Origin of the sequence: Paeniglutamicibacter cryotolerans (assembly GCF_014190875.1) — a bacterium.
Lineage (GTDB): Bacteria > Actinomycetota > Actinomycetes > Actinomycetales > Micrococcaceae > Paeniglutamicibacter > Paeniglutamicibacter cryotolerans.
Map to the genome: position 1 here is coordinate 1,747,275 of NZ_JACHVS010000001.1, position 25,439 is coordinate 1,772,713.

The 25,439-nt window shown below is 66.1% G+C and carries 28 protein-coding genes and 1 riboswitch; of the genes, 19 read left to right on the forward strand and 9 right to left on the reverse strand.

Annotated features, from left to right (window positions below; translation table 11 throughout):
* Positions 1 to 78 precede the first annotated feature (78 nt).
* From E9229_RS08220 to E9229_RS08240, 5 genes are all read left to right on the forward strand, one after another.
* Positions 79 to 1,479 carry an MFS transporter gene (locus tag E9229_RS08220; protein ID WP_183510740.1) on the forward strand — a complete coding sequence of 467 codons (1,401 nt, stop codon included), beginning with the start codon at positions 79 to 81 and terminating at the stop codon, positions 1,477 to 1,479.
* Positions 1,480 to 1,537: 58 nt separating this feature from the next.
* On the forward strand, positions 1,538 to 2,791 hold the full coding sequence (locus E9229_RS08225) for a M24 family metallopeptidase (protein ID WP_183510741.1): 1,254 nt from the start codon (positions 1,538 to 1,540) through the stop codon (positions 2,789 to 2,791).
* Between the two features lie 67 nt (positions 2,792 to 2,858).
* Positions 2,859 to 3,665 carry an IclR family transcriptional regulator gene (locus tag E9229_RS08230; RefSeq protein WP_183510742.1) on the forward strand — a complete coding sequence of 269 codons (807 nt, stop codon included), beginning with the start codon at positions 2,859 to 2,861 and terminating at the stop codon, positions 3,663 to 3,665.
* A 24-nt stretch (positions 3,666 to 3,689) separates the two neighbouring features.
* On the forward strand, positions 3,690 to 4,115 hold the full coding sequence (locus E9229_RS08235) for a cupin domain-containing protein (protein ID WP_183510743.1): 426 nt from the start codon (positions 3,690 to 3,692) through the stop codon (positions 4,113 to 4,115).
* Positions 4,116 to 4,147: 32 nt separating this feature from the next.
* Positions 4,148 to 5,809, forward strand: a complete 1,662-nt coding sequence (locus tag E9229_RS08240) for an FAD-binding dehydrogenase (RefSeq protein ID WP_183510744.1) — start codon at positions 4,148 to 4,150, stop codon at positions 5,807 to 5,809.
* Positions 5,810 to 5,837: 28 nt separating this feature from the next.
* Here the strand turns inward: E9229_RS08240 and E9229_RS08245 are convergent, their stop codons facing one another.
* The gene (locus E9229_RS08245; RefSeq protein WP_183510745.1) at positions 5,838 to 6,041 is read right to left on the reverse strand and encodes a hypothetical protein; all 204 of its coding nucleotides are present in this window, start codon (positions 6,039 to 6,041) and stop codon (positions 5,838 to 5,840) included.
* A gap of 92 nt (positions 6,042 to 6,133) precedes the next feature.
* Here E9229_RS08245 and E9229_RS08250 point away from each other — a divergent pair, with 92 nt between their 5' ends.
* On the forward strand, positions 6,134 to 6,652 hold the full coding sequence (locus E9229_RS08250) for a DUF2087 domain-containing protein (protein WP_183510746.1): 519 nt from the start codon (positions 6,134 to 6,136) through the stop codon (positions 6,650 to 6,652).
* 108 nt (positions 6,653 to 6,760) lie between these two features.
* The gene (locus E9229_RS08255) at positions 6,761 to 7,513 is read left to right on the forward strand and encodes a DUF4190 domain-containing protein (RefSeq protein ID WP_183510747.1); all 753 of its coding nucleotides are present in this window, start codon (positions 6,761 to 6,763) and stop codon (positions 7,511 to 7,513) included.
* Here E9229_RS08255 and E9229_RS08260 read toward each other — a convergent pair.
* Positions 7,501 to 8,364 carry an inositol monophosphatase family protein gene (locus tag E9229_RS08260; protein ID WP_183510748.1) on the reverse strand — a complete coding sequence of 288 codons (864 nt, stop codon included), beginning with the start codon at positions 8,362 to 8,364 and terminating at the stop codon, positions 7,501 to 7,503. The two genes, E9229_RS08255 and E9229_RS08260, sit on opposite strands and share 13 nt — an antisense overlap.
* Positions 8,365 to 8,492: 128 nt before the next feature.
* Here E9229_RS08260 and E9229_RS08265 point away from each other — a divergent pair, with 128 nt between their 5' ends.
* The 3 genes from E9229_RS08265 to E9229_RS08275 all read left to right on the forward strand — a co-directional run bounded on the left by E9229_RS08265 (position 8,493) and on the right by E9229_RS08275 (position 11,855).
* Entirely contained in the window at positions 8,493 to 8,987 is a 495-nt protein-coding gene (locus E9229_RS08265; RefSeq protein ID WP_183510749.1) for a MarR family winged helix-turn-helix transcriptional regulator, read from the forward strand.
* Positions 8,984 to 10,558 (forward strand): MFS transporter, encoded by a 1,575-nt coding sequence (locus E9229_RS08270; protein WP_312855636.1) that lies wholly within the window; start codon positions 8,984 to 8,986, stop codon positions 10,556 to 10,558. The genes E9229_RS08265 and E9229_RS08270 overlap by 4 nt, the downstream gene beginning before the upstream one ends.
* Before the next feature lie 124 nt (positions 10,559 to 10,682).
* The gene (locus E9229_RS08275; protein WP_183510750.1) at positions 10,683 to 11,855 is read left to right on the forward strand and encodes a CaiB/BaiF CoA transferase family protein; all 1,173 of its coding nucleotides are present in this window, start codon (positions 10,683 to 10,685) and stop codon (positions 11,853 to 11,855) included.
* Position 11,856: 1 nt separating this feature from the next.
* On the opposite strand, the gene E9229_RS08280 is transcribed toward E9229_RS08275, so the two are convergent.
* Positions 11,857 to 13,395: a PucR family transcriptional regulator gene (locus E9229_RS08280; RefSeq protein ID WP_183510751.1), complete on the reverse strand. Its 1,539-nt coding sequence runs from the start codon at positions 13,393 to 13,395 to the stop codon at positions 11,857 to 11,859.
* A 128-nt stretch (positions 13,396 to 13,523) separates the two neighbouring features.
* On the opposite strand from E9229_RS08280, the gene E9229_RS08285 reads away from it, so the two are divergent.
* On the forward strand, positions 13,524 to 14,705 hold the full coding sequence (locus E9229_RS08285) for an acyl-CoA dehydrogenase family protein (RefSeq protein ID WP_183510752.1): 1,182 nt from the start codon (positions 13,524 to 13,526) through the stop codon (positions 14,703 to 14,705).
* A 438-nt stretch (positions 14,706 to 15,143) separates the two neighbouring features.
* On the forward strand, positions 15,144 to 16,478 hold the full coding sequence (locus tag E9229_RS08290) for an HNH endonuclease (RefSeq protein WP_183510753.1): 1,335 nt from the start codon (positions 15,144 to 15,146) through the stop codon (positions 16,476 to 16,478).
* Between the two features lie 153 nt (positions 16,479 to 16,631).
* Here E9229_RS08290 and E9229_RS08295 read toward each other — a convergent pair whose 3' ends face one another.
* The gene (locus E9229_RS08295; RefSeq protein WP_183510754.1) at positions 16,632 to 17,075 is read right to left on the reverse strand and encodes a pyridoxamine 5'-phosphate oxidase family protein; all 444 of its coding nucleotides are present in this window, start codon (positions 17,073 to 17,075) and stop codon (positions 16,632 to 16,634) included.
* Positions 17,076 to 17,160: 85 nt separating this feature from the next.
* Between E9229_RS08295 and E9229_RS08300 the strand changes: the two genes are divergently transcribed.
* Both E9229_RS08300 and E9229_RS08305 read left to right on the forward strand, forming a co-directional pair.
* Complete coding sequence (locus E9229_RS08300; RefSeq protein ID WP_183510755.1) at positions 17,161 to 18,240, forward strand: App1 family protein; 1,080 nt, start codon at positions 17,161 to 17,163, stop codon at positions 18,238 to 18,240.
* The gene (locus E9229_RS08305; RefSeq protein ID WP_183510756.1) at positions 18,241 to 18,708 is read left to right on the forward strand and encodes an acyl-CoA thioesterase; all 468 of its coding nucleotides are present in this window, start codon (positions 18,241 to 18,243) and stop codon (positions 18,706 to 18,708) included.
* Here E9229_RS08305 and E9229_RS08310 read toward each other — a convergent pair.
* On the reverse strand, positions 18,678 to 19,133 hold the full coding sequence (locus E9229_RS08310) for a hypothetical protein (RefSeq protein WP_183510757.1): 456 nt from the start codon (positions 19,131 to 19,133) through the stop codon (positions 18,678 to 18,680). The two genes, E9229_RS08305 and E9229_RS08310, sit on opposite strands and share 31 nt — an antisense overlap.
* A 13-nt stretch (positions 19,134 to 19,146) precedes the next feature.
* Positions 19,147 to 19,262: riboswitch (SAM riboswitch) on the reverse strand.
* Between the two features lie 43 nt (positions 19,263 to 19,305).
* Here E9229_RS08310 and E9229_RS08315 point away from each other — a divergent pair.
* The 3 genes from E9229_RS08315 to E9229_RS08325 all read left to right on the forward strand — a co-directional run bounded on the left by E9229_RS08315 (position 19,306) and on the right by E9229_RS08325 (position 21,197).
* Positions 19,306 to 19,911, forward strand: a complete 606-nt coding sequence (locus E9229_RS08315) for a histidine phosphatase family protein (RefSeq protein ID WP_183510759.1) — start codon at positions 19,306 to 19,308, stop codon at positions 19,909 to 19,911.
* A gap of 116 nt (positions 19,912 to 20,027) precedes the next feature.
* Entirely contained in the window at positions 20,028 to 20,867 is an 840-nt protein-coding gene (locus tag E9229_RS08320) for a siderophore-interacting protein (RefSeq protein WP_312855637.1), read from the forward strand.
* Positions 20,868 to 20,912: 45 nt separating this feature from the next.
* Positions 20,913 to 21,197 carry a hypothetical protein gene (locus E9229_RS08325; protein WP_183510761.1) on the forward strand — a complete coding sequence of 95 codons (285 nt, stop codon included), beginning with the start codon at positions 20,913 to 20,915 and terminating at the stop codon, positions 21,195 to 21,197.
* A gap of 181 nt (positions 21,198 to 21,378) precedes the next feature.
* Here the strand turns inward: E9229_RS08325 and E9229_RS20050 are convergent, their stop codons facing one another.
* The 3 genes from E9229_RS20050 to E9229_RS08340 are packed head-to-tail and all read right to left on the reverse strand — an operon-like array spanning position 21,379 to position 23,662.
* On the reverse strand, positions 21,379 to 22,383 hold the full coding sequence (locus E9229_RS20050) for an AlkA N-terminal domain-containing protein (RefSeq protein WP_183510762.1): 1,005 nt from the start codon (positions 22,381 to 22,383) through the stop codon (positions 21,379 to 21,381).
* Positions 22,380 to 22,985 carry a DNA-3-methyladenine glycosylase I gene (locus tag E9229_RS19330; protein WP_246380430.1) on the reverse strand — a complete coding sequence of 202 codons (606 nt, stop codon included), beginning with the start codon at positions 22,983 to 22,985 and terminating at the stop codon, positions 22,380 to 22,382. Before E9229_RS19330 ends, E9229_RS20050 begins: the two co-directional genes overlap by 4 nt.
* Positions 22,982 to 23,662 carry an alpha-ketoglutarate-dependent dioxygenase AlkB family protein gene (locus E9229_RS08340; RefSeq protein ID WP_183510763.1) on the reverse strand — a complete coding sequence of 227 codons (681 nt, stop codon included), beginning with the start codon at positions 23,660 to 23,662 and terminating at the stop codon, positions 22,982 to 22,984. Before E9229_RS08340 ends, E9229_RS19330 begins: the two co-directional genes overlap by 4 nt.
* 68 nt (positions 23,663 to 23,730) lie before the next feature.
* Between E9229_RS08340 and E9229_RS08345 the strand changes: the two genes are divergently transcribed.
* The gene (locus E9229_RS08345) at positions 23,731 to 24,096 is read left to right on the forward strand and encodes an ArsR/SmtB family transcription factor (RefSeq protein WP_183510764.1); all 366 of its coding nucleotides are present in this window, start codon (positions 23,731 to 23,733) and stop codon (positions 24,094 to 24,096) included.
* On the forward strand, positions 24,096 to 25,010 hold the full coding sequence (locus E9229_RS08350; RefSeq protein WP_183510765.1) for a cation diffusion facilitator family transporter: 915 nt from the start codon (positions 24,096 to 24,098) through the stop codon (positions 25,008 to 25,010). The genes E9229_RS08345 and E9229_RS08350 overlap by 1 nt, the downstream gene beginning before the upstream one ends.
* A gap of 5 nt (positions 25,011 to 25,015) precedes the next feature.
* On the opposite strand, the gene E9229_RS08355 is transcribed toward E9229_RS08350, so the two are convergent.
* Positions 25,016 to 25,414, reverse strand: a complete 399-nt coding sequence (locus E9229_RS08355; RefSeq protein ID WP_183510766.1) for a hypothetical protein — start codon at positions 25,412 to 25,414, stop codon at positions 25,016 to 25,018.
* Positions 25,415 to 25,439: the final 25 nt, after the last annotated feature.

Genomic DNA, 25,439 nt, shown 5'->3' on the forward strand with positions numbered 1-25,439 from the left:
TTGACGGTGACCTGGCTCACACTTAGTCTGGTGCAACAGCGTTGCGTAGAATGCAACCCAAACTTCTGGTGGTACTCCATGACTCAGAGCAACAACACACCGGTCCGCAGCTCCGCGGCCGGGAGTTCTGCACCGACTTCACAAACCACAGATCCATCCCGTGACTTCGGTCCAACACTCAGCGGCCAGACCCACGTCGATCCGGCAGGCATCGGGCGCAACACCCGAGTCAAGGTGGTCGCTGCAAGCTTCATCGGCAACTTCGTTGAATGGTTCGACTACGCGGTGTACGGCTACCTGGCCATTACCATCTCCGCGGTCTTCTTCCCCACCTCGGATCCGACGACCGGGCTGATGCTCACCTTCGCCCTGTTCGCCGTGTCCTTTTTCGTCCGCCCGCTGGGCGGCTTCATCTGGGGGCACCTCGGTGACAAGATCGGACGCCGTGAAGCGCTCTCGTGGTCCATCCTGATCATGTCGGCAGCGACCTTCTGCATGGCGCTGATCCCGTCGTACAACACGATTGGCATCTGGGCCCCGATCCTGCTGCTGATCATCCGCGTGGTCCAGGGGTTCTCGGCCTCGGGCGAATACGCCGGGGCCTCCGCCTTCCTGGTCGAATATGCCCCGGCCCACCGCCGCGGCCTCTACGCTGCGGTGGTCCCGGCCAGTACGGCCACCGGACTCTTGCTCGGCTCGCTGCTCGCGGCGCTGCTGACCGGGATGCTCCAAACCGAACAAATGGAGTCCTGGGGATGGCGCCTGCCGTTCCTGCTGGCCGCACCGATGGGCCTGATCGGGCGGTACGTCCGGACCAAGCTCGAGGACTCGCCGGTGTTCAAGGCACTGGCAGCCGAAGACGAGGCCATCAAGGCGCCGGTCAGTGCGCTGTTCAGGAACCATTGGCGCCAGCTCATCCAGGCCGTCGGTGCGGTGTTGCTCAATGCCGTGGGCTTCTACCTGATCCTCAGCTACATGCCCACGCACCTGCATGAGAACATCGGGCTCAGCCAGTCCGCCGCCTACCTCGCCACCACCGTGGCGCTGGCCACCTATATCGGGTTCATCTTCCTGATGGGCATGCTTTCGGACCGGCTGGGCCGCAAGAAGGTGCTGATGAGCGCATCGATCCTCTTTGTGCTGCTCACCGTTCCGGCGTTCCTGCTGCTGGAAACCGGGAACTTCCTCATCATCGTGCTGGTGCAGATCCTGCTCGGTGGAATGCTCAGCCTCAATGACGGTACGCTGCCCAGCTACCTGGCCGAGATGTTCCCGACCCGGGTCCGCTATTCCGGATTCGCCGTCAGCTTCAACCTTTCCAACGCGATCTTCGGCGGCACGGCACCCTTCGTTGCCACCGTCTTGATCGCCACCACGCACAGCGTCCTGGCCCCGGGCTGGTATCTGATGGGGGCGGCAGTGATCTCGCTCATCGCGGTCGCCTGTTCCGTGGAAACCAGCAAGAAGCCGCTGGCCTAGGCCGCCCCCCCCACACGTCCCGCTCGACACCACCAACGAACAATACTCAGGAGTCACCATGACCACTTCCCCGGTAGCAGCACGCAACGTATCCGAACTCGAACGCCTCAAGACGCTGCATAACGGCACCAAGCAGCAGCTGACCTTCTCGGATGCGGAGTTCGAACGCCGCCTGGGCGGCCTGCGTCGGATCATGGCCGCGATGGAACTGGATGCCGTCATCCTGACCAGCTATCACGGCATCAAGTACTACTCCGACTACCTGTACACCACCTTCGGGCGCAACTATGCCCTGGTCGTGACCCAGGAGCAGTCGGTCACCGTGACGGCGAACATCGATGCCGGCATGCCGTGGCGAACCAGCTACGGAGACAACATCGTCTACACCGACTGGAGGCGCGACAACTTCTACTACGGCCTGCAGGAGGCAGTGAGGCGCGCCGGCGTCAGGGCCAGGCGCATCGGTGTCGAGGACGACGCGCTGCCGGTCATGAGCCGGGCGAACATTGCCGCGGCCTTCGAGGGTGCCACCCTGCTGGATGTCTCGCAGGATGCCATGCGCCAGCGCATGATCAAGTCCGCCGAGGAAATCGAGGTCATCAAGCACGGTGCACGCATCGGCGACCTCGGCGGCGAAGCGATCAAGGCCGCCATCCGCGAGGGCATCACCGAGTACGAGGTCGCCTTGATCGGCACCGAGGCGATGGTGCACGAGATCGCCAAGACCTTCCCACACCGCGAGGTGCGCGATACCTGGGTCTGGTTCCAGTCCGGGATCAACACCGACGGGGCGCACAACTGGGCGACCACCCGCAAGCTGCAGCGCGGGGACATCCTTTCGCTGAACTGCTTCCCGATGACCAGCGGCTACTACACTGCGCTGGAACGCACGCTGTTCCTCGGGGAACCGGACGAGCGTTCGCTGGAACTGTGGAACGTCAACGTCGAGGTGCACAAGCGCGGGCTGGAGCTGATCAAGCCCGGGGCCGTCTGCAAGGACATCGCAGCCGAATTGAACGAGATCTACATCGACCGCGGCCTGCTGGCCAACCGCACCTTCGGCTACGGCCACTCGTTCGGCGTGCTCTCGCACTACTACGGCCGCGAGGCCGGGCTGGAACTGCGCGAGGACATCGAGACGGTGCTTGAACCGGGCATGGTCGTCTCGATGGAACCGATGATCACGGTGCTCGACGGTGAGCCGGGTGCAGGCGGCTACCGCGAACACGATATCCTCGTGGTCAACGAGGACGGGGCCGAGAACATCACCAAGTTCGGTTTCGGCCCGGAAAACAACATCATCCCCTGCTAGCGGGGGCAAACCGCCGGTACCGGCGGCCGGTTGCCCGGCCGCCGGTCAGCGAAAGGGACGAAAGACGATGGCCGAACACGCGCCGGATGCCTCCGGCAAGGAACCGCGGGCCGAGGCCAAGGGCGCCTCGGTCATCGTCAACGTGATCCAGGTACTGCGTTGCTTCACCCTCGATGAGCCGCTGCTGGGGGTTACCGAGATTGCGCTGCGCGTGGGCCTGCACAAGTCCAGCGTCTCGCGCATCCTGGCCACCCTCGAGGATCAGAACATCGTGGAGCGCGACGAGGAGTCACGCAAATTCCGCCTCGGCCTGGGCCTGATCGCCGTGGCCGGGCCGCTGCTGGCCAACCTCGACGTACGCCGGGTGGCGTTCCCGACGCTGGCCGAGCTCTCCGAGACGACCGGCGAAACGGCGGCGCTGACCATCTGGAACGGGGGCGAGGCCATTTCGGTGGAACAGATCCCCAGCAGCAAGCAGGTCAAGCACACCTCGCCGATGGGAAGCCGGTACAACACGGCGCTCAGCGCCAGTGTGCAGGTGTTCCTCGCCCATGAGCCCGAGTCGGAGGTGCGCGGGCTGCTGGAATCGGGCAGTGTGATCCTGGACCCGGACACACCCGGCGGCATCGAGGCGTACCTGCTCCGGTTGGCAGCCGTCCGCGATGCCGGCTACGCGGTCAACCATGGCGAGACGAATATCGAAGAGGTCGGTCTGGCGGCCCCGGTCCACGACCACCGCGGGGCCGTCATCGCCGCCGTCATGATCGCCGCACCCTATTACCGGGTGCCGGCGGAGCGCCTTCAAGTGCTGGGCAGGGCCTGCCGGCAGGCCGCAACCCAGATCGGCCTGCGCCTGGGCGCGCTACCGCGCTGACACCGAAGGAAACGGGGAAAATACATGCTGGAGAAACGCGGAGAGCACTCCTTCGACCACGAACTGCATGGCGGATCGAGGATGCGCGTCGCCTCGCACTTCGCCGGTTCGATGACCCTGCCGGTGGCGGTGCAGACCTGGGAGCTTCCACCGGGCGGTTCCGAAGGGCTGCACGCCCACGGGGTGGGGCCCGACGCTGTGGAGGAGTTCTACCTGGTGGTCTCCGGTACCGCCAGCATGCGCCTGGGGGAGTTGGTCCACGAGCTGGAGGCCGGTGACTGCGTGCTGGCAGTCCCCGGCGTCGAGCACGACCTGCGCAATACCGGCGCCGGCACCCTGCGGATGCTGGTCATCTGGGGGCCGCCGGGAAACGCCGACCTGTCCGGCTTCGGGACGGTGGCCCGGGCCCTGTCCCTGCGCTCGACCGAAACGGACCCGCAAAACCCGTGACCGGAGCCGCTTTCGCCCGGTAGGGTGGCGCCATGGGAAGCCACCTCGCGCAGTTCGATGTCATCGTTGTCGGCGCCGGCCTCGCCGGTCTGGTCGCCGCCACCGAGGCGGCCGGCGCGGGGCGCAGCGTGCTGGTCATCGACCAGGAGCCGGCAACGAACCTGGGCGGCCAGGCGCATTGGAGCTTCGGCGGGATCTTCCTGGTCGACAGCCCCGAACAACGCCGGATGAAGGTGCGGGATTCGATCGAGCTTGCCCTGCAGGACTGGGAGGGAACGGCCGGATTCGACCGGCCGGAGGATCATTGGCCGCGCGAATGGGCCAAGGCCTACGTGCACTGGGCCGCGGGGGACAAGCGTGCCTGGCTCCACGGGCACGGGGTGCGCTTCTTTCCGGTCGTGGGCTGGGCCGAACGCGGCGGCAGGGGGGCTTCCGGCCCGGGCAATTCGGTGCCCCGTTTCCACATCACCTGGGGGACCGGGCCCGGGATCACGGCCCCGTTCATCGCCAAGGCCCGCGCCGCCGTCGACGAGGGCCGCATCCGCTTCGCCTGGCGCCACCGGCTCGATGAGCTGGTCATCACGGACGGCACGGTCACCGGGGTCCGCGGAACCGTCCTCGAACCCAGTGCGGCGGCCCGCGGCGTGGCCACCGGGCGCGGATCCGTCGGCGACTTCGAATTCCCGGCTCCGGCCGTGGTGCTGGCCACCGGCGGCATCGGCGGTAATCCGGAGAAGGTCAGGGCCGCCTGGCCCAAGCGCCTGGGCGCGGCCCCGGCCACGATGATCTCCGGGGTCCCCGCGTACGTGGACGGGCGCGGCCTGGACATCGGCGCCGCTGCCGGCGGACGGTTGATCAACGGGGACCGGATGTGGCATTACACGGAGGGCATCGGCAACTGGAACCCGGTCTGGCCGGCGCACGGGATCAGGATCCTGCCCGGCCCCAGTTCGCTCTGGCTCGATGCCACGGGCAACCGCCTGCCCGATCCGCTCTGGCCCGGGTTCGACACCCTGGGCACGCTTGAACACCTGATGGCCACGGGGCACGAACACAGCTGGTTCATCCTGAACAGGCGCATCATCGGCAAGGAGTTCGCGCTCTCTGGCTCCGAGCAGAACCCCGACCTGACCGGCAAGGACGTGCGTGCCGTGCTGGCCCGGGCCCGGGTGGACGTCCCCGGACCGGTCCGGGCCTTCCTCGAGCACGGGGAGGATTTCATCCAGGCGAACACGGTCACCTCGCTGGTGGGGCAGATGAACAGGCTGGTTCCGGAGCCGGGGCTCGACGCGGCAGCCATTGAACGGATGCTCGTGGAGCGCGACCGGGAGGTCGGCAACGGGTTCGGCAAGGACGGTCAGCTGGCGGCCATCGCGTCGGCCCGGAGGTATCTGGGCGATAAGTTGATCCGTACGGTGAAACCGCACCGGATCCTGGACCCCGGAGCCGGTCCGCTGATAGCTGTGCGGCTGCGGATCCTGACCCGCAAGTCACTCGGCGGGCTGGAAACCGACCTCTTTTCCCGGGTGCTCGGTGCCGAGGGCGGGCCGGTGCCCGGACTGTATGCGGCGGGCGAGGCCGCGGGTTTCGGCGGCGGGGGCATGCACGGCTACCGGGCGCTGGAGGGAACGTTCCTGGGCGGTTGCCTGTTCAGCGGACGGGCCGCGGGACGCGCCGCAGCGGCGGGGATCTGAACTCCCGCCGCCGCGTTTCCCGCTGTTGTTAGTGGGTGAAGTGGTAGACGATGCCGAAGCCGGTACAGATGAGGCCGAAGGCAACGCCGATCACCAGTGGGCTCATTGCTCCGCCGGTGCTTGCCGACACGATGACGGCGAAAATTGCAAAGAGGACGGCGGCAAGGACGCCGCCAAGAATCAGGCCGCCGCCGCCATGATGAGCAACGTGGGCCTGTGCTTTTCGATTCACTACTGTAGCCATGGCTTCAGGATAGGCCCGAAAACCGGGAAAAACGAGGGGTATCCGGCTGCCTGCCGGAACACCGCAACAAAAGGAAGCCGATGCCGGAACAAGGACATGACATTGACTGGCGGCGGGTGCTCGGAGCCCTGTCGAATGCCGGGACCCGGACCCTCTTTGCCGAGCTGGTCCTCGGGAAGCCGCTCGCCCAAACGGGTGCCGGAATGAAGCCGGCCAAGCGCGCTGCAGCCATCAAGGGGCTCGAATCGGCGCTGTTGCTGATACCCGGTCCGCAGGGGCCGGTGCTTGACCCGGCGGCCTTCCGCCGGGCGCTGGCATCCGGAGCCCCGAAGGAACGTGCCGTGGGTGTCCAGCGGTTCCTGATCGGGAGCCGCATTAAGCGCTATCCGGCGAGTCAGGCGGAGCGTTTCGAGCTGCTGGACTGGGTGGTCCAACGTGCCCTGAACGACCCCGAGCAGCTCAACGAGGCGCAGGTCAACGAGCGGTTGTCGGCGTTCACCGGTGACATCGCACTGTTGCGGCGCTACTTGGTGGACCACGGTCTGCTCGAACGCACCGCCGATGGTTCCACCTACCGCAGGGCCCCGCGGCGGGCATGAGGCCGTGCCACGCCGGGTCCGGGCAATTGTGCCGGGCCGCCGCGGACAGGGTATTTTCGATGATGAACCAGCCTGATTTCCGGCGGTACAGCGCCTTCAAGGAGCCCCATGTCTGACCCGTACGCCCCGTCCGCGAAGTCCGGCCCTCCTGGGCCGGCGCAGTGGACGGCGCCCGGCACCGGTTATCCGGGTTATGGCCAGCCCGCAGCACCGCAATTCCCCGGATACGCGCAGCCGGGCTACGGCTATGACCCGGGCCCCGTCCAGGCACCGCGGACCAGCGGGCTGACAACCGCCGCGCTGGTCATCGGCATCGCCGCCGCAGTCATCTCGGTCGTGCCGATCCTGGGACTCGTCTCGTACCTGCTCGGTCCGCTGGCCATGGTCCTGGGCATCGTGGCGCTGGCCAAGGGCCTGTACCGGCGCGGTTTTGCCGTGTCCGGCGTGGCGGCCGGCGCATTCGCCCTGCTGGTCTGCATCCTGTACACCTTGTTGCTGCCTACGCTGATGATGATTGCCAGTTCGGACACCGATACCTACGGATTCGAGGTCACCTCCGACGGCAACTTCGACACCCTCGTGATCACCACCAACTTCCTGACCCCGGAGTCCGGGTCGCACAGCGGCAACTTCTCGGCCACCATGGAGGCCAGCCCGCTGGTCGGCTCGATGACGGCCAGCAACGCGCCGGGCAACTCCGGGGAGATCGCCTGCGTGATCTACAACGACGAGGGAACCGTCCTGGTCGAGGACTATGCCCACGGTCCGGACGCCCAGGTCAAGTGCCTGCTCGCCGATGCGTGGGAACCGCTGCTGGACGACGGGCCGGCCGATCTCCAGGCGACCGGCTACCGCCGGTAGCCCGCGTCGCGCCGGGCCGCCACCAGCCGCTGGACGGCACCGGTCGCCGCGGGGAAATCGCCTCCGGGCCCGAAGGCCACGAAGCACGGCGCCTCGTGGGCCGGGCGCGGCTCGTCGTCGTAGGAGTAGGGCAGGTAGCTGCCCCCGGACCTTTGCACCAGCAGCACCCCGGCTGCGACGTCCCAGGGGTTGGTGTCCAGCCCCAGTGTCGCGTCGGTCCATCCGGCGGCCACGTGGGCCAGACCCAGTGCCGCGCTGACCTTTCGCCGCAGCGTCGCGAAGGCGCATACCAGCTTCCCGAATTCGGCCAACCCGGCATCCCCGTCCAGCGCAATGGCCTCGGCAGAGGGGTAATCGGTCATCAGGCTGGCGTGGCGCTGTTCGGCGCATGCGCCGGGAACCAGCACCTCGCCGTTGAGGTAGGCATGCTCGGCATCGGCGGAGAACTCCAGCCCGGCTATCGGATCCAGTACGACCCCGGCCAGCAGCTCCCCGTCCAGGGCTGCGGCAATCGAGATGCAGAAGAACGCCACCCCGTGGGCGAAGTTGCTCGTCCCGTCGATCGGATCGACGATCCATTGGATGGCCCCCCTGCCGCGTGCGCCGCCCTCCTCGCCCAGGATCCGGCTGTCCGGCTCGCCCGCCAGCAGCACGGCCTCGATGGCCAGTTCGCTGGCGCGATCCTGCGCCGTGACCAGGTCGTGGCTGTTGGTCTTGTTCTCGGCGACGATCTCACCGCGGAAGGCGGTTTCCAGTGCCGGGGCGGCAGCCCTGGCCGCCTCCAGGGCGAGCAGGCGCAGTCGGGCGGCGCGGTGGATGGTTTCGGGGGATGGGGCTGGTCTCTCGGGCATCCATCCAGCGTAGCCCGGCAAGCGGCAAACCAAATTAGTTTGACTGGTCAACTAATCGGGGAATATGGTTGCCGAGGGCAATAGTAGACCCGGTCACATACTTTAGCGCGGTACCCGGAGGCAGGCAGATGGCAGTGAACGACGATTCGGCGACGGGGGAGCTGGTCCACGGCATCCAGATGCTGCACCGCACCCTGCGCCACATCACCCACACCGGTGCGCTGACCGACGGGCTCGGCGTCGCCGCATTCGGCGTGCTGAACTACATCCACCGCCATGAGCCCGCCCGGGCCGGGGACATCGCCCGCTGGTTGGGGGTCGGCCCCGCGGCGATGAGCCGGCAGGTCGCCGATTTGGAGGCCTGCGGCAGCCTCGAGCGCACCACCGACCCCGATGACGCCAGGGCCCAGCTGCTCACCCTCACCGGGCTCGGACGCGATCGGCTGCGGGCCGCCCATGCCAAGCGCACGCAGATGATGGCCAAGCTGCTTCCCGACTGGGACGACGACACCACGCGCGCCGCGGCGCGGACCATCACCACGCTCGAATCCGTCCTGCGTGAGGGAATCCTGGCCCTGATCCAGCGCGAGGCGGCGGCAGCCGCGGAAGTGGATGCCACATGAGCAACGCGGAAGACCTCGGGACCGGCACGCGTCAACCTGTCAGCGAGCTGGTCAACGACACCCCTCAGATGTCCCGGAAGGAGACGCTGCGCTCGCTGGTAGGCGTGCTCGCCAGCTTCTTCGCCGCGATGCTCGCCACCACCATCGTCTCCATCGCGCTGCCCACCATCATGGATTCGCTCGGCGGAACCCAGACCGACTTCAACTGGGTGCTTACCGCGGCGCTGCTGGCCAACGCCGCCTCCACCCCGCTCTGGGGCAAGATCGCGGACCTTTTCGACAAGAAGCGCATGCTGCAGCTGGGCATCGTCATCTTCGTCATCGGCTCGCTGCTGGCCGGCTTCGCCATCAACATCCCGATGCTGATGGCGGCCCGCGTCGTCCAGGGCGTGGGCATGGGCGGACTGACGGCGATGGGCATGGCGGTCATCGGCACGGTCATCGCCCCGCGCGAGCGCGGACGCTACTCCGGCTACTTCGGCGGCGTCATGGCGGCCGCCACCGCCGGCGGACCGCTGCTGGGCGGGCTCATCGTGGACTCGCCGCTGGGCTGGCGCTGGACCTTCTGGTTCGGCGTTCCCATCGCGCTGCTCTCAATGGTGCTGATCCATAAGACGCTGCACATCCACCACACCCCGCGCCGGGTCCACATCGACTGGTTCGGTGCGCTGCTGGTCACCGCGTCGGTCTCGGTGCTGCTGATCTGGGTCTCCTACGTCGGGAAGCCCGGCTTCTACGAGTGGAACTCCTGGCAGACCTATCTCATGACCGGATCGGCCGTGCTGATGATCGCGCTGCTGATCTACGTCGAGGGCCGGGTCCCGGAACCGGTGATCCCGCTGAAAATCATCGCCACCCGCACCACCTCGCTGGCCATCCTGGCCTCCATCGCCATCGGTGTGGGCATGTTCGGTTCCGGCGCGTTCCTGGGCCAGTACTTCCAGATCGCCCGCGAGGCGAGCCCGACGCTGGCCGGGGTGATGACGCTGCCGATGATCGCCGGCAACCTGTTCGGCTCGGTCTTCTCCGGCCAGATGATCACCCGCTTCGGCAGGTGGAAGATCTATCTGGTCATCGGCGCCATCTTGAACATCGGTGCGCTGTCCCTGCTGGGCACCATGGAGTCGCACACCGGCTACTGGATCATCGCCATCGGCATGTTCTTCAACGGCGTCGGCATGGGGTTCATGATGCAGAACCTGGTCCTCGCCGTGCAGAATACAGTCAAGGTCACCGACATCGGCACCGCCAGCTCCTCGGTCGCGTTCTTCCGTTCGGTCGGTGGCGCCGCGGGCGTCGCGGTGCTCGGCGCAGTGCTCTCGGACAAGGTCGGGGTGCTGGTCACCCAGGCCCTGGCCTCGGCGCACCTGATCTCGCCTGATGGCGGCGGGGCGGTGGCGGCGGGTTCATCGCTCGACCTCACCGCGATGCCCGAGCCGGTGCGGATGCTGGTGCGCGAGGCATTCGGCAACGCGACGGGCGTGGTCTTCATGTTCTCCGCGGCCGTAGCCGTGGTGGCGTTGGCCTGCATCCTGGCCATCAAGGAAGTCCCGCTGCGCCGCTCGAACTGATCCGCGCAGCACTCCGGCAGGTGGGCGTTTCATCTGGACCTTTGGATGAAACGCCCACCTGCCGTGGGGGTGGGCTGGCATACAGTGGGGACTTCCAGTACCCACCGAAAGGCCCCGAGCAGACATGGAAGAGAAGCAGCCCGTACCCGGGATCAGCCCCCTGGACGGAATCCTGGTGGCCGATTTCTCCCGGGTGCTCGCCGGTCCGCTGTGCACGATGACCCTGGCCGACCTCGGCGCCCGGGTGATCAAGGTCGAACGGCCCGGCACCGGGGACGACACCCGCGCCTGGGGCCCGCCGTTCTCCGCCACCGGTTCGACCTACTTCGAATCGGTGAACCGGAACAAGGAATCGGTCGCCCTCGATCTGCGCGACCCGGCGGACCTGGCACACGCGCGGGAACTGGCGCTGCGGGCGGACGTGCTGGTGGAGAACTTCATGCCCTGGGTCATGGAAAAACTCGGTCTCGGCTACGAGCAGCTACAGGCGCAGAATCCCGGACTGATCTATGCCTCGATTTCCGGTTTCGGCTCGGCTGCCGGGGCGTCCCTGCCCGGCTACGACTTCATCGTCCAAGCCCTGGGTGGGCTGATGTCCATCACCGGTGACGCGGCGGGCGCCCCCACCAAGGCCGGCGTCGCGCTGGTGGACGTGCTCACGGCGAAGGACGCCACCATCGGCATCCTCGCGGCGCTGAACTCCCGCACCCAGACCGGCAACGGAGCGCGTCTGGAGGTCAACCTCCTGTCCTCGCTGCAGGGTGCGCTGGCCAACCAGGGCCAGGCCTATCTGGGGGCCGGCATGGTGGCCGGGCGCATGGGCAACGAGCATCCCTCGATCGTCCCCTACCAGCTGCTGGACTGTGCCGATGGCCAGCTGGCAGTGGCTTGCGGCAACGACGGCCAGTTCGCCCGGCTCACGGCCGAACTAGAGGTCCCCGCGCTGGCCGCTGACCCTCGCTTCGCCACGAACGCCGACCGGGTCGCGCACCGCAGCGAGCTGATCCCGCTGCTGGAGGCGGCCCTCGCCGCCGACGCAACGGCGAACTGGCATCGGCGGTTGCGTGGCGTCGGCGTTCCCGCGGGCAAGGTCGGGGGCATAGACGACGGCATCGCCTACGCCCGGGAGCTCGGCCTGGATCCGGTCATCGAGGTCCATGACGCGTCCGGGGCGGTGGTCGGGCGCCAGCTGCGCCACCCGATCAGCTGGACGCCGGCGCTCGATGCGCCCACGAAGGCTCCGCCGCAGCTGGGCCAACACACCGAAGCGGTGCGCACCTGGCTGGCGGACGGCTGACTTACGCCGTCGATGACCGCAGTGCCAGCCACAGGTGCGCCGCGACATCGGGATCGTCCAGATCCACCCCGAGCAGCGATTGCACCACCGAGATGCGGTGGCGCAGCGAATTTCGGTGCACTCCGAGTTCCCGCGCCGCCCCCTCCCAGGTCCCGCGGTGGCGCAGGTAGGCGGTGACGGTCCCGATGAGGTCGGCGCGCCGATATCCAGCCAGCTGCCCGGCCCACGTGCGCGCCCGCACCTCCATGTTCTCCTGCGCGGCTGCGACCCGGCCCGGTGCCGCCCGAAGCGCGGCCTGCCCGATGGCGGCGAGGTGGCCGGGGAGCTCCTCGAGCCCCAGCGGACCGCTCAGCACCGCGGCCAGCGACGGGGTGGGATCCTCGGGCGGAACCGGCGCCGCGGACGGCTCCTGTTCGGCCTCCTCCAGCGTTCGGGCCACGGCCTCTCCCGCCACCGGCTCGGCTCCTGCGGTCAGGATCAGGAACAGCACCCCGTCCAGTTCGTGGCGCAGGAAACAGGCAGCGACAGCTTCCTCCAGATCCGGCAGGCCGGGGTCCCTCGGCAACCTGCCCACGGCGCGGGCTGCGAGTTCGGCATCGTCCCCGGGTTCCAACCGGATTCCGAGCAGCCGCACCCGCTCCGGCAAACCACCCAGCCCCACCTCCTCTGCCACCATGTGGGCGGCAGCGCACTGCCCGTGCAGCAGCAGCTTCGCCGTTGCGCCACCGAGCGCCGCAGTGGTTCCCGCCATCACTTGGCGTTGCCGGGCCTTGAGTGCCAGCAACGTCGACACCGTCAGGATCACCTGTCGGTCGGCTTTGGTCAGCGTGCGTCCACTGCCGATGCTCAGGAAGCCGTGTGTGCGGTTTCCGAGCAGGATCGGATAGGCCACCACCTGCTGCCCATGGATTTCGAAGGTGGCCGCGCTGTGGGTTCCACCGCGGTTGAAGCGCAGCGTCTCGGTGCGCAGGTGTGGGACCATCGCCGAGGCGCTGGCTGGCCACAAGGTTTCGGCACCGCCGTCGGCCGGAAGGTAGGCGGCCCACCCGCCGAGCGCCTGGGCCAGCCCGCGGACCACCGACGCGGTGGCGTCGGGGCGCATCGCGGCACGGGCGAGAGCGGTCTGGGTGCCGAGCGAATCCATCAGGTTCGCCTGGTGGTCCCGGGATGCCAGGCGCCAGTACGCGCGGGACACCGCCTGGAATGGTACGCCGTCAGGAACGATGACCAGTTCAACCCCGGCCGCGGTGCTGGCTTCGAGCACATACCCGGGCACCGTCCTCAGCCACGGACCCAAGCCGAGCCCGGCAGCGTACACTCCGCGGGCCCCGAGCCGGGCCATGAATGCGTGGGCCAGATCGGCCGAGGCGGCGAACGGCATCCCGGTAGTCAGGAGCAGTTCCCCACCCTCCAGATACGGCGTTGGATCCTCCAGCTCGGAAACATGGACACCGGTCAGGGGACGGGCCGAGACCCGCACCCCGGGGGCCGGAGCCAGGGCCTCGCCGAGGTCGTCGCAGAGCTGCAGCAGGGAGATCATGGGTTAGATTATCCAATACCGAGCAGCCTTCCGTGCTTAATGCCCAATGACGCGCGCCGCACCGGACCGTACGGTTGGACCATGACGGCATCCAGGTCCGACGCACCAACAACCAAAGGACGCACCCCATGACAGCCACAGCCCTGAGCGCGGTCGAGCCCTCGGATTTGATCGACTTCGATTCCCTGCTCACCGAGGAAGAGCTCGCGCTGCGCGATACGGTGCGCTCCTTCGTGCGTGCGGAGATCAAGCCAAACATCGCCCGCTGGTACGAGGATGCGCACTTCCCGTTGGAGATCGTCCCGGAGCTGGGAAAGCTGGGTCTTTTGGGGATGCACCTGCAGGGTTACGGCTGCGCCGGGCGCTCGGCGGTGGAGTATGGACTGGCCGGCGCGGAGCTGGAGGCGGGGGATTCGGGGTTGCGCACCTTCGTCTCGGTGCAGGGTTCGCTGGCGATGAGCGCGATCCACAAGCATGGCTCGGAGGAGCAGAAGCAGCGGTGGCTGCCGGGCATGGCCGCCGGGGAGCTCATCGGCTGCTTCGGGCTCACCGAGCCGACCGCAGGATCGGACCCGTCGGCGATGAAGACCTTTGCCCGCCGCGACGGGTCGGACTGGGTGCTCAACGGGTCCAAGCGCTGGATCGGGTTGGCCAGCGTCGCCCAGGTTGCGGTGATCTGGGCGATGACCGAACAGGGAGTGCGCGGCTTCCTGGTCCCGACTGATACCCCCGGTTTCACAGCGAGTCCCATCGAACCGAAGCTCTCGATGCGGGCCTCGATCCAGTGCGACATCGAACTCGCGGAGGTACGTCTGCCAGCCTCGGCGGTGCTGCCGGACGTGGTCGGGCTCAAGGGCCCGTTCTCCTGCCTGAACGAGGCCCGCTACGGGATCATCTGGGGGGCGATGGGCGCGGCGCGGGACGCGTTCGAAGACGCGCTGGCCTATTCGCGGCAGCGCCTGCAGTTCGATAAGCCGCTGGCCGGGTATCAGCTGACCCAGCAGAAGCTGGTGGACATGGCGGTGGAGATCAACAAGGGCTTCCTGCTGGCGCTGCATCTGGGCCGGTTGAAGGATGCCGGCTCGTTGCAGATCCACCAGATTTCGGTGGGGAAGCTGAACAACTGCCGCGAGGCCATCGCGATCTGCCGCGAGGCACGCACGATCCTGGGCGGGAACGGGATCACGCTGGAGTATTCGCCGCTGCGCCATGCGAACAACCTGGAGTCGGTGCGCACCTACGAGGGGACCGATGAGGTGCACACGTTGATCCTGGGGAATAAGCTCACCGGGATCCCCGCCTTCCGCTGACCCCGGCCCATGCCGTCCTCACCAACTCCTTGACGCTACTCTCCTCCAAGTCGCCTAGGTAACGCGGCGACTTGGAGTGGTGTCCAGGATGCGTTTCCTCAACCCCGCGCTGGTGAAGAGGTGTGCGGAGCTCGTCCTCGACGAAACTACCATGGCCTGGACGCCACGGGGGCATCCTAAGGACCGTTTCGCTGAAAGCCGTGCCGTAAAAGGTGCGCCGAACAAGAAGGTGCCCGAATCCGTCGCCGGGTGAAAGATTGGACGGGTCCGGGGTTCATGCGAGCGAGCATGCCAGCAACGCCCCGTCAACCCACCCTCACAGCCTGTGGAAAACTCGATAAAACCTAACTGACCTGTATTTTTGCGAGATGAAAGGTTTTGCTTTGAGGCGCTCACCCTTCCATCCAAAACGTCGGTGCCCGGTCATAGGCTTGTTCCATGGTCGAGGAAGCCAACACCAGGGTAGCGAACCGGAGGGACCTTCAAGGGAAGGACCCCGGGAGCACGCCCCTGGGCCGCGAACGCACCCACATCACCGCCTTCGCCATCAGCGTGGCTACCCTCGCCCCCTGCGGAAGTGAACGCGAACTCATCGAGCTGCTCACCACCACCGAACGTGCCAAGGCGGCTCTGGCCGCCCTCGAAGCCCGCACTGCCGCCGCCCTGGACACCGCCCGCCGCACCCGCCACGCCCGGGCCGGCCTGAAAAAGGCGGCCCAGGGTCGAGGCATTGGCACCGAAATCGCCTTGGCCCGCCACGAGGCACCGGCCGAAGGGCGCAGACACCTCAAGTGCTCGCGCATCCTCACCGATGACCTGCCTTCCACCATGGACCGCTTCACCCAGGGGAGCATCACCGAGGAGCAGGCCATGGTCATCGCCCACCACCTCCGCAAGCTCACTCCAGCGGCCCGAACCCGAGCCGATGAGCGACTCAACGAGGACCCGGGGCTGTTCACTGGCGAAGGCGTCAAGGCCCTGGGCAACCGGGTACGGGCGCTGGCACAGGAACTGGACCCCCGCGACCCGCTCGCACGGGCCGAAACCGCCCGAGGTCAGCGCCACCTGGCCATCTACCCGGCACCTGATGCGATGATGAAGGTCACCGGGATGATTCCAGTGGAGGCGGGACTGCTGATCAACCAGGTCCTGGACGATCTGGCCGATTCCCTCACCGCCACGGGCGCTGCCCAGGGCCGCACCCGTATCCAGTTGCGCACCGACGAGTTCTGCTCTCTGCTCACCGGCACCCGCACCACTGTCCCGCGGGTGGAGATCAACCTGGTCATGAGCGAACGAACGCTCTTTCGCGGCAGTCGGGAACCGGCGCATCTCACCGGATACGGGACGGTCCCCGCGGACTGGGCCCGGGCCATGATTCATGGACCCGACGCCGTCAACGGGGAAGCGGTTGCAGAACGATGGATCCGGCGCCTCTACACCGCTCCGCATGCAGGAGAACTGATCGGAATGGATTCCAGGCGCCGGCTCTTCCCGGCCGGGCTCGCCCGCTTCATCACGGCCCGGGACAGGTGCTGCCGCACCCCGGGCTGCAACGCAAGGATCCGGGACATCGACCACGTGTTCGGCTGGGCCCTGGGCGGGCTGACCACCCAGGCCAACGGCCAGGGCTGTTGCAAGGCGTGCAACTTGACCAAGGAAACCCCCGGCTGGTCCACCATCACCGTGCCCGGGGCGAGGCATGCGGTGGAAACGACCACCCCGACCGGAGCGACTTACCGCTCCACCGCGCCGCCTCCGCCCGGCATATGACATCACCCCAATGGGATCACCGCAATCCGGCATGCATGGCTTCACCCCTGCTTCCCAAGAGAAGCAGGGGTGAAGCCGTCTTTTATGTCTGCTGCTGGAAATCCACGTGGACGCACACGGTCTTCGACAACATAGGGGCCCTGTGAAGAGTGATTAGTTAGTGGCATCCAAAAGTTCAGGCTGAGGGCCAAGACGGAAGTGGCGGCCGGAAATGTCTGCCGGGGTAATGCGGACCCAGGATTCCTTCGTGGTGGGGATCCATGGTGTCACGCCGGAGGCGCGGGCTGCCTCGATATCGGCTTCGAGCTGCAGCACCTCGGCTGTGCCGTGCACCACCACCGACCATGCCTCGTCGGAAAGGATGCCGTCTGCCTCGAATGCCACCTGTGGGTTCACTGTCATGGCAGCGAGCTTTTTGCCCGGGGTGGTGCGCAGGTAGAGGAAGCCGTTAGCGGCCGCGTAGTTCACTGGGAAGATATCGATGCTGCCGGCTGCCGAGGTGGCAAGTCTGCCGTGTGCCGTGTGCTCCAGAAGCTTCCAGGACTGCTCGTTGGTTAAGACGAGGACTGGCTGGTCAGTGTCGTGTTCGATCATCATTTACCTATTGTTCTACATGACGTAGAGAACTGCCAATGGGAGTCGTGAATCCTTCTGTGGGGTATCCACGTGAAAGACTGGGCGCATGCCAGTAGATTACACAGTGCGTCGGGCGCGGCATTTTGCTGCGCGGGTCGAAGATGCCTGGCACGCCCATCGTGAGCGCCGCGCGCGCGAACGCGGGTGGGTCGCCACCATCCTGCCCTATAAGGGTTATGGACTGAGCTCGGAAGCGGATGGTTGGATTCGCATCTTCTCCCGGGTGGTCATGGCACGTCCCGGTGTCTTTGAAGACGGCCAGCACAGGGCGAAGGTCATTGCCGACGGGGTGCGGGGGTGGCGCAACTTCATCTCCCCGCCGGTCGCCGGCGGCAAGGTCCGCGTGGAAGTGGGCGGGAGCCGCTATGACGTTGCTGCGGATCGTGGAGGAGTGCTCGATGTCCGCGTCGCAGCAAGTCTTTCCCCGGGGTGGCATCGAGTGACGCTGTCCACCGAGGGGTCGGCGCCCGTGACGTCCCAGGTTTTCATGGTCGATTCACATGCCGACTTCGGCATGCTCTCCGACGTGGATGACACTGTGGTTGTCACTGCACTGCCGCGCCCGCTTCTTGCCGCCTGGAATTCCTTCGTGCTCTCCGAGCATGCCCGTGTGGCCACCCCCGGCATGGCTGTGATGATGGAACGGGTGATGCGTTCGCGTCCCGGAGCGCCAACGCTCTACCTTTCCACCGGGGCCTGGAATGTTGCCCAGACGCTCACCCGATTCCTCTCGCGCAACCTGTATCCAGAAGGCGCTCTGCTGTTGACCGACTGGGGTCCGACGGAGGTTCGCTGGTTCCGCTCCGGCATGCAGCACAAGGCAGATCAGCTGCGGCGTTTAGCCGTCGAGTTCCCCGGCATTAAATGGTTGCTGATCGGTGATGACGGGCAACACGATCCCGTTTTGTATGCCGAGTTCGCGCGACGTTACCCCGGGCATGTGCTGGCCATCGTGATCCGGCAGCTGACCCCGTCGGAGGCGGTGCTTGCCGGTGGCCGTACCCTGGGCCTGCTGAATTCGACCCCCGGTGTTCCGTGGGTCTATGAGCCCGATGGCTCGCGTATCGCTGCCCAGCTCGAACGCCTGGGGATCATCGAAAACGAAACAACGATAGGGGCGGACTAAATGGAAGGCCAACGGATCCGCGTTGCCGTACCCATGCGCTGGGGAGACATGGACGCCTATGGGCACATCAACAACGTGAACCTCGTGCGGATGATGGAAGAGGCCCGCATTGCCGGTTTCGGAGTCCCGGGCGGGACCGGTAAGCCGGGTATGGATCCGATGGTCGACCTGTTTTCCACTGTCCCCGATGGTACCCAGATCCTAGTCGTCGAGCACCGCGTGCGTTACCTCAAGCCGCTTGACTACCGCAATGTCCCGGCTCAGGTCGATGTGTGGATTGGCGCGATGAAACCGGCCAGCTTCGACATCTGCTATGAATTCCACGACCCGGTAGACGGCGGTATCTGCGTGAAGGCGGCCACGACACTTGCCTTCTTCTCCGTTGCCGACCAGCGGCTCTTGCGGCTGAGCCCCGAGCATCGCGCCGAACTGGCCCGCTATGCCGAAGAGCCGGTGTTCCGCTCGTAGTAGGGCAGTCCAAAAGCCCCTATGACCGACGCGAAATCGGCGGCCAGCTCCGGTTCGTGATCCAATGTGCAGGAATTCAGGGTGCTGGCAGTCATGCTGAAGTACCTGTAGCCAGCGCGGATCCGTGGATTATTCAGGACGCCGAGGATGCCCGCTTCCGGATTCCAGGTGACCTTGCCGGGTAGTCCGCCAGTGACCCGGATGAGTTCGATCAATGGCAACGGGTCGTGGACCGTGTAATGGCTGGAACCCTGGGTAGTGCGAATGTTGATGGGTTCTACCGGAGTCCCGCAGGAAACGAACGCGAGCTTCCATGCTGCGGCATCGGCCCGGGCAGTGCTCAACCGTTCCGGGCTGATCCCGTGCCCGGGATCGAAGGAAACGCAGGGAGTGGCAAGGTGGGGAAGTGTGTGTCCGGTGGTCATTGCCGGTCCTTTCGGATCGCTCTTGCGCGGCGCGTTTGCGCCGGGCCGCTTCGTCATCCGAGCCACCCGTGAGTCGTGGGGTTGGCCTGCGATCGGGTCGGAGCCCGTTCATGATCGCTTGTCGTGAAGCAGTACCAGTCTAACTGAAATCGGAATGTGATTAGCATGGGGCATGAAGCTGCTGATGATCAGGCACGGACAGACGCCCTCCAATGTCATGGGAGCGTTGGATACTGCGGCGCCGGGGGCACCGTTGGACGAGACGGGGCTGCTTCAGGCCGCCGGCCTGGTGAATCGGCTGGAGAACGAGGAGGTCGGCTCGCTCTATGCCTCACCGCTGATCCGGGCCCGGATGACTGCCGAGCCGCTGGCAACTACTAGGAAGCTGGCGCTCAATGAGCGTGACGGGTTGCGCGAGCTGGCGGCGGGGGAGCTGGAAATGCGTAACGACAAGGAATCGCTGCTCGCTTATTACTCGGTGTTCATGCGTTGGCTCACCGGGGATCTTGCGGCCCGCCTGCCGGGTGGGGAATCAGGCAGTGCGGCTCTCCGGCGGTTCACCTCGGTGATCGAGGAATTGGAGGCCCAGGATCCGGGCGCGGCCACCGTGGTCAGTCACGGTGCCATGCTCATGGTCTGGACCCGGGCCATGGCGAGCAACGTCTCGCTGGATTTCATCCGGACCGCGCCCCTGTCCAACGCCGGGGTGCTTGCGCTGGAGGGTTCGATGTCCAAGGGCTGGGTCGTGAGCAGCTGGGACGGAACCAAGCTGGACTGACATCCCCAACGGTTGTGTGCTTCACGGGTTTGCATCGACTGCTTGCATCGGCTTGGATTAAGGCATCGCCATGTGGCCTAATGCAGTGTGGCACCCGAGTGAAAGAGCGTGCATTCGTGAGTGTTGGAACAACGGCCAAGGCCGTGCGTCCGCAGGTGGTCCTCGAGGTCTTGGCCCGGGAACAACTCAGCGAGCACATGGTGCGGTTGACCTTCGGTGGTCCGGGATTCGCTGACCTCCGGGACAAGCCAGCGACTGACCGCTACGTCAAGATCCTTTTCGCGAAGCCCGAGCTCGGGCTCGTTCCGCCCTTTGACCTTGATGCGCTTCGCGAGCAGCTGGCTCCGGAGGACTTCCCAGTGCGCCGTACCTATACGTTGCGCCACGTCGATCCGGAGGCTGGAACGCTGCAGATCGACTTCGTGGTGCACGGGGATCAGGGAATAGCGGGTCCGTGGGCTCAGAATGCCGAGCTGGGCGACCTGCTCTGTTTCTCCGGTCCCGGGGGGATGTACACGCCGGACCCGTCCTACGACTGGCACCTGCTCGCGGGCGATGACACTGCCATTCCCGCCATCGCCGAGGCGATCGAGGCAATGGCACCCGAGACGATCGGTCGCGTCTATATTGAAGTTTCGGGGCCCGGCGACGAGATCGAGCTGGGCGCCCCCGCCGGGGTATCTGTGCAGTGGATCCACCGAGGTGGGCCGTTTACCCCGGATTGCACGATGCTCGCTGACGAAATCCGCTCCGGGGATTGGCTGGAAGGAAACGTCAAGGTCTTCGTCCATGGGGAACGCGAGGTCATGAAGTCGCTGCGCGGCTACTTCACCGAGGACCGCCAAGTGGATCGTCGGGAACTATCGCTCTCCGCCTACTGGGCCTTCGGCCGGGCCGAGGAGACGTTCCAGGCCGAAAAGAAGACGGACATCGGGAAGATCTTCCCCGAGGCCTGAGCCTTGATACTTCTGGCATGACATGCGGAAAGTCGGCACTTTCGAATGGATACCATCCGTTCGAAAGGGCCGGCTTTCCTGGTTCCGGAATACTACTGGCTGATGACGGTGATCGTCAGCGTCGAGGCGTACTGCCCGGGGGAGGTGCCCGTTGGGATGAGTAGGCTCAGCCCGGCCCTGACGGTGGCGCTGCCCTCGGCGTTCATGTGTGCCAAGGTCCGGGATTCGGACGGCTTCCACCGCGGGGCCCGTAGTGAGGGTGATGCCGGAGGAAATGACGGCATGCGGACTCCAGCCCAGGGCACCGCCGGCAAAGCTGCCGGTGCCTGAGCTGGAAGCCGAAGCCCTGCCATTGATGGTCCAACCGCCGGAAAGTGGGCGGGTGTCGGCAACGGTGATGGACGGAAGTGCGCCCTTGGCGGTGCACCTGGCCGGTGTGCTGGTGGCGGTTCCAGTGGCGTTCTGGCACTTGTTACCCCAAGTGGCTGGAACCTCGCCCTCGGTGACGGACTTAAGGATTGAGGCGTTTCCGGCTTCCGACTCGTAGAAGTCGTCTGATTCCGTCCATGCCCGACTGGAGTCGGAGTTCCCTGCTGTTCCGGCGGAGAATAAATTGGGCCTGGGGGTCCCGGCGGGCATTTTCGCTACCTGTGGGCGGCAGTGTCCGCCGGCGTCTAGCGCCACCGACAGGTGTGCCAACGCATAGGCGCGGTAGGGGCACCATGCCAGAGCGCGATCCCGCGCTGCCCTTTCGGTGATCCCACCCAGTGCCCCGCGCAGCACTAGGTCTCCGGCGGCGAGTCCGTTCTTGTCGCCCATGGCCCGTGTCTGCAAGTAGTCGGCTGTCCATGGTCCCACCCCGGGCAGCGTAAGCAGCTCGGATCGGGTCAAGGGGCATTTCGGCCCGGTCCCCGGACGCCGGGAGGCGAAGACGGTGGCCACCGCGTGGAGTGTGCGGGCCCTGGAACCGGTCAGCCCCACTATCTCTCGAATTTCCCCGGGGGAGGCTTCGGTCAGCCGTTGCGCCGTGGGGTAGAGGAACCGACCCCCCGGGCCCCTGCTCGCCGAAGGCCTGCAAAAGGCGGGAGCCGAAGGTGCGTGCCGCCGCCAGCGACACATGCTGACCCAACACCGTGGCGCAGGCAGCCTCGAAGCCGTCAAGGTAGCCGGTCAGGCGACGCCAGGGGTGGCTCGAAATCAACGGCGCCAGCACCGCATCGGCTCCAAGCAGGGCTTGGATAGGAGTCAGGTCGGTGGCCAGGTCGAGCCAGTCGGTGATCCTGGCGCCCAGTTCGCTTCTGTCGGCTGCATTGGAACTCGGGCAATCCACGAGCACCTCGTTGGGGGTGAATCCGAGAGTGACTAGGTGATGGCCCGAAGCCAGGGCAATGGGACTGGTATGCGTGCCCAGCGACGGGTCCTGGATGTCCATGCCGGGCAGGGCATGGACGGCAAGCACGGAGAGGATGTGCCCGGGATCCAGATGGCCGTTGACTTTGAGCGCGAACCGACTCATGCCGGCCAGACACCCGAGGTTCCGCGGCGGTGGCTACCCAGCAGGTGGGTGTCGATGATCCCGATGGCCTCCATGAGGGCGAACATGGTCGTGGGCCCAACAAAGCTGAAACCGCGTTTTTTCAGTGCCTTGGACAGGGCAAGTGATTCGGGTGAGGTGGTGGGGACCTCGTCCATGGTGCGCGGGCGTGGGGTATCCCCGGGTTGGAAGCCCCAGACGAAGTCGACGAGCCCGCCATCGCCGCGTAGCTCGAGGGTGGCCCTCGCGTTGGCGATGGTGGCCCTGATCTTGGCTCGGTTCCTGATGATTCCAGCATCCATCAGTAAAGCCTCGATATCGGATTCGGTGAAGTCGGCGACGGTTTCCGGGTCGAAGTGCTCGAACGCGGCCCTGAAGTTCTCACGCTTTCGCAGGATGGTGGCCCAGGAGAGTCCCGACTGGAATGCCTCGAGGCTGATCCGTTCGAACAGGCCGCGCTCGTCGCGTACCGGCATGCCCCACTCGGTGTCGTAGTATTCGCGTAGCTGCGGATCGACGCTGGCCCAGATCGGGCGTGCGAGTCCGTCGTCGCAGGTCACTGTGCCCTCGGGTGGTTCGTTCATGGATTTGATTCTGCCATTCCGGTGACGCGCAGGGTGATATTGATGCGGCCGCATTCCAGTCCACAATCGGCCGGGGCGGTGCCCGGAAGGATTCGGGTAACACCGTGGTAGGCCAGCCGCGACGGGCCGCCGAAGACGAACAGGTCCCCGGAGCGCAGTTCCAGGTCGGTGTGTGGGCGGTTGCGGTTCTCCGAGTTGCCGAAGCGGAACAGCCCGGTGTCGCCGAGGGAGAGCGAAACCACCGGTTCGAGGGAGAGCTCATCGCGGTCCTGATGCATGCCCATTTTCGCTTCCTCGTCGTAGTAGTTGGCCAGCGCCGCGTCGGGCGCGTATTCGGCTGCGGGATCCCGATCCGGGTAGGCGTCGGCTACGGCACGGCGGCCCAGCTCGGCTAGCCAGTCGGGGAATTCCAGGACTCGGTTTCCGTTCACATCGAGGGCCTCGCGGGAGTATGCGTAGGGGCGCCAGTGCCAGCCGAGGCAGACGGTGCGAACACTCATCGGGTGCCCTCCGATGATGGCGGCGCGGGCGGGGACCGGTCCGGCGGCCCAGATCCGGAATTGCTCGGTGAGCCAGGACTGTTGGCGGGTATCGAGCCATCCGGGGAGGTGTACGGCGCCCGGAGCGATGGTGCGCCGGTGCCTGGGCAATAGGTCGTCGCCGAAAAGCGCGTCCATGGGATCCTCCCTCGTGCCGTGGTGTCAGATCCATTGTATATAACTGAAACCAGCGATATCATCGTTATATGACGATGATAGAGAGTCGGAATCCGGCAGCACCCGGAGCAACGGCGGCAGCGCTCTTCCACGGACTCGCCGATCCGACCAGGTTGCTGATCCTCGAACACCTGCGCACCGGTGAGCATAAGGTCAAGGAGCTGACCGATCACCTGGGCCTGGCCCAGAGCACAGTCAGCGCGCACCTTTCCTGCCTGCGTGAATGCGGTTTGGTTTCCTCGCGCCCGGCCGGTCGGGCCTCGTTGTATTTCCTGGCCGATGCCGAGGGGCTCTCGGCGGTGCTCTTGGCCGCCGCTGTGTTGACTGGTACCGATGGAACGGATGCAGGTTCCCATGGTTGGAGCGAACGACACGGTTCGGACGGAGAGCGCTGATGGGACACGACCACGACCACGGGGCAGCAACAGCCAACCGCAGGAAGCTGGCTTGGGCCTTCGCCATCACGGCGATCATCCTCGTTGCGGAGATCATCGGGGCGATCCTCACCAACTCGCTGGCACTGCTGGTCGATGCCGCCCACATGCTCACCGACACCACCGGGCTCCTGCTGGCCCTGACCGCAGCAACACTGGTCATGCGCCGCCCCACACCCAAGCGTACCTGGGGATTCAGGCGGGCCGAGGTCCTCTCCGCAACGCTGCAGTCGGCCCTGCTGCTAGGCGTCGGGGTTTACGCGTTCATCGACGGTACCCGCCGCCTTTTCTCCCCGGCCGAGGTCTCTTCCGGAGGGCTGCTGGTCTTCGGCGTCATCGGGCTGGTGGGCAACCTCGCATCGATGCTGATTCTTGCCTCGGGGCGGAACGAAAACTTGAACATGCGCGCCGCTTTCCTCGAAGTGCTCAACGACGCGCTCGGTTCGGTGGCCGTGATCATTTCGGCAATCGTCATTTCACTGACCGGATGGATGCAGGCCGACTCCATCGCCGCCATGTTGATCGCCGCGCTGATCATTCCCCGCGCCTTGAAGTTGTTGGGGGAGACGGGCCATATCCTGCTTGAGTCCACTCCGCGCGGTCTGGACCTGGACGATGTGCGCACGCACCTGTTGGCGCACCCGATGGTGCTCTCCGTCCATGACCTGCATGCCAGCCAGATCGCCTCGAACCTCCCGGTGCTTTCGGCGCATGTGGTGGTCGACGACTCGGCGTTCCATGACGGCCGGGCAGCACGGATGCTCGATGAGCTCCAAGCCTGTGTGGCGGGACACTTCGAGGTCAGTATCGAACATTCGACCTTCCAGATCGAGGGCCAAAGCCACTCGAACCACGAACACCAGCTGCACGACTGAGGCGCTCACGCCAGACTGAGCGAACCGCCGGGCAGGGTAGGTGCGCCGGCTCGGCACCAATCGGGCAGCTCGACGGTCACCAGTGAACCGGTGTGTGGCGACAGCCTCCGGGCCCTGCGTACATCCTTGCCGCGTAGGTCAAGTGCCATCTGGAGACGGTGGAAGTGCGCCACCCGTTCCCGAGTGCACACCATGAAATTCGCCCAGTGCCGGATCGCGGCCGGCGATGGTTCGGCCGTCGGTTCGAGGTTGAACCCGGTGGGATCCAGCGTGAAGACCGAGGCGATGAGTTCGACCTCGGCCTGGAAGAGGGACATGAGGAGTTCCGCGGGATCGGCCTCGTCTTCGATGTCGTCGTGAAGCCGTTGGAGGGAGGGCAGGTCAAGGACTGGGTAGATGCTCATGGTGGAAGCCTGCGCCCGTGCGGAG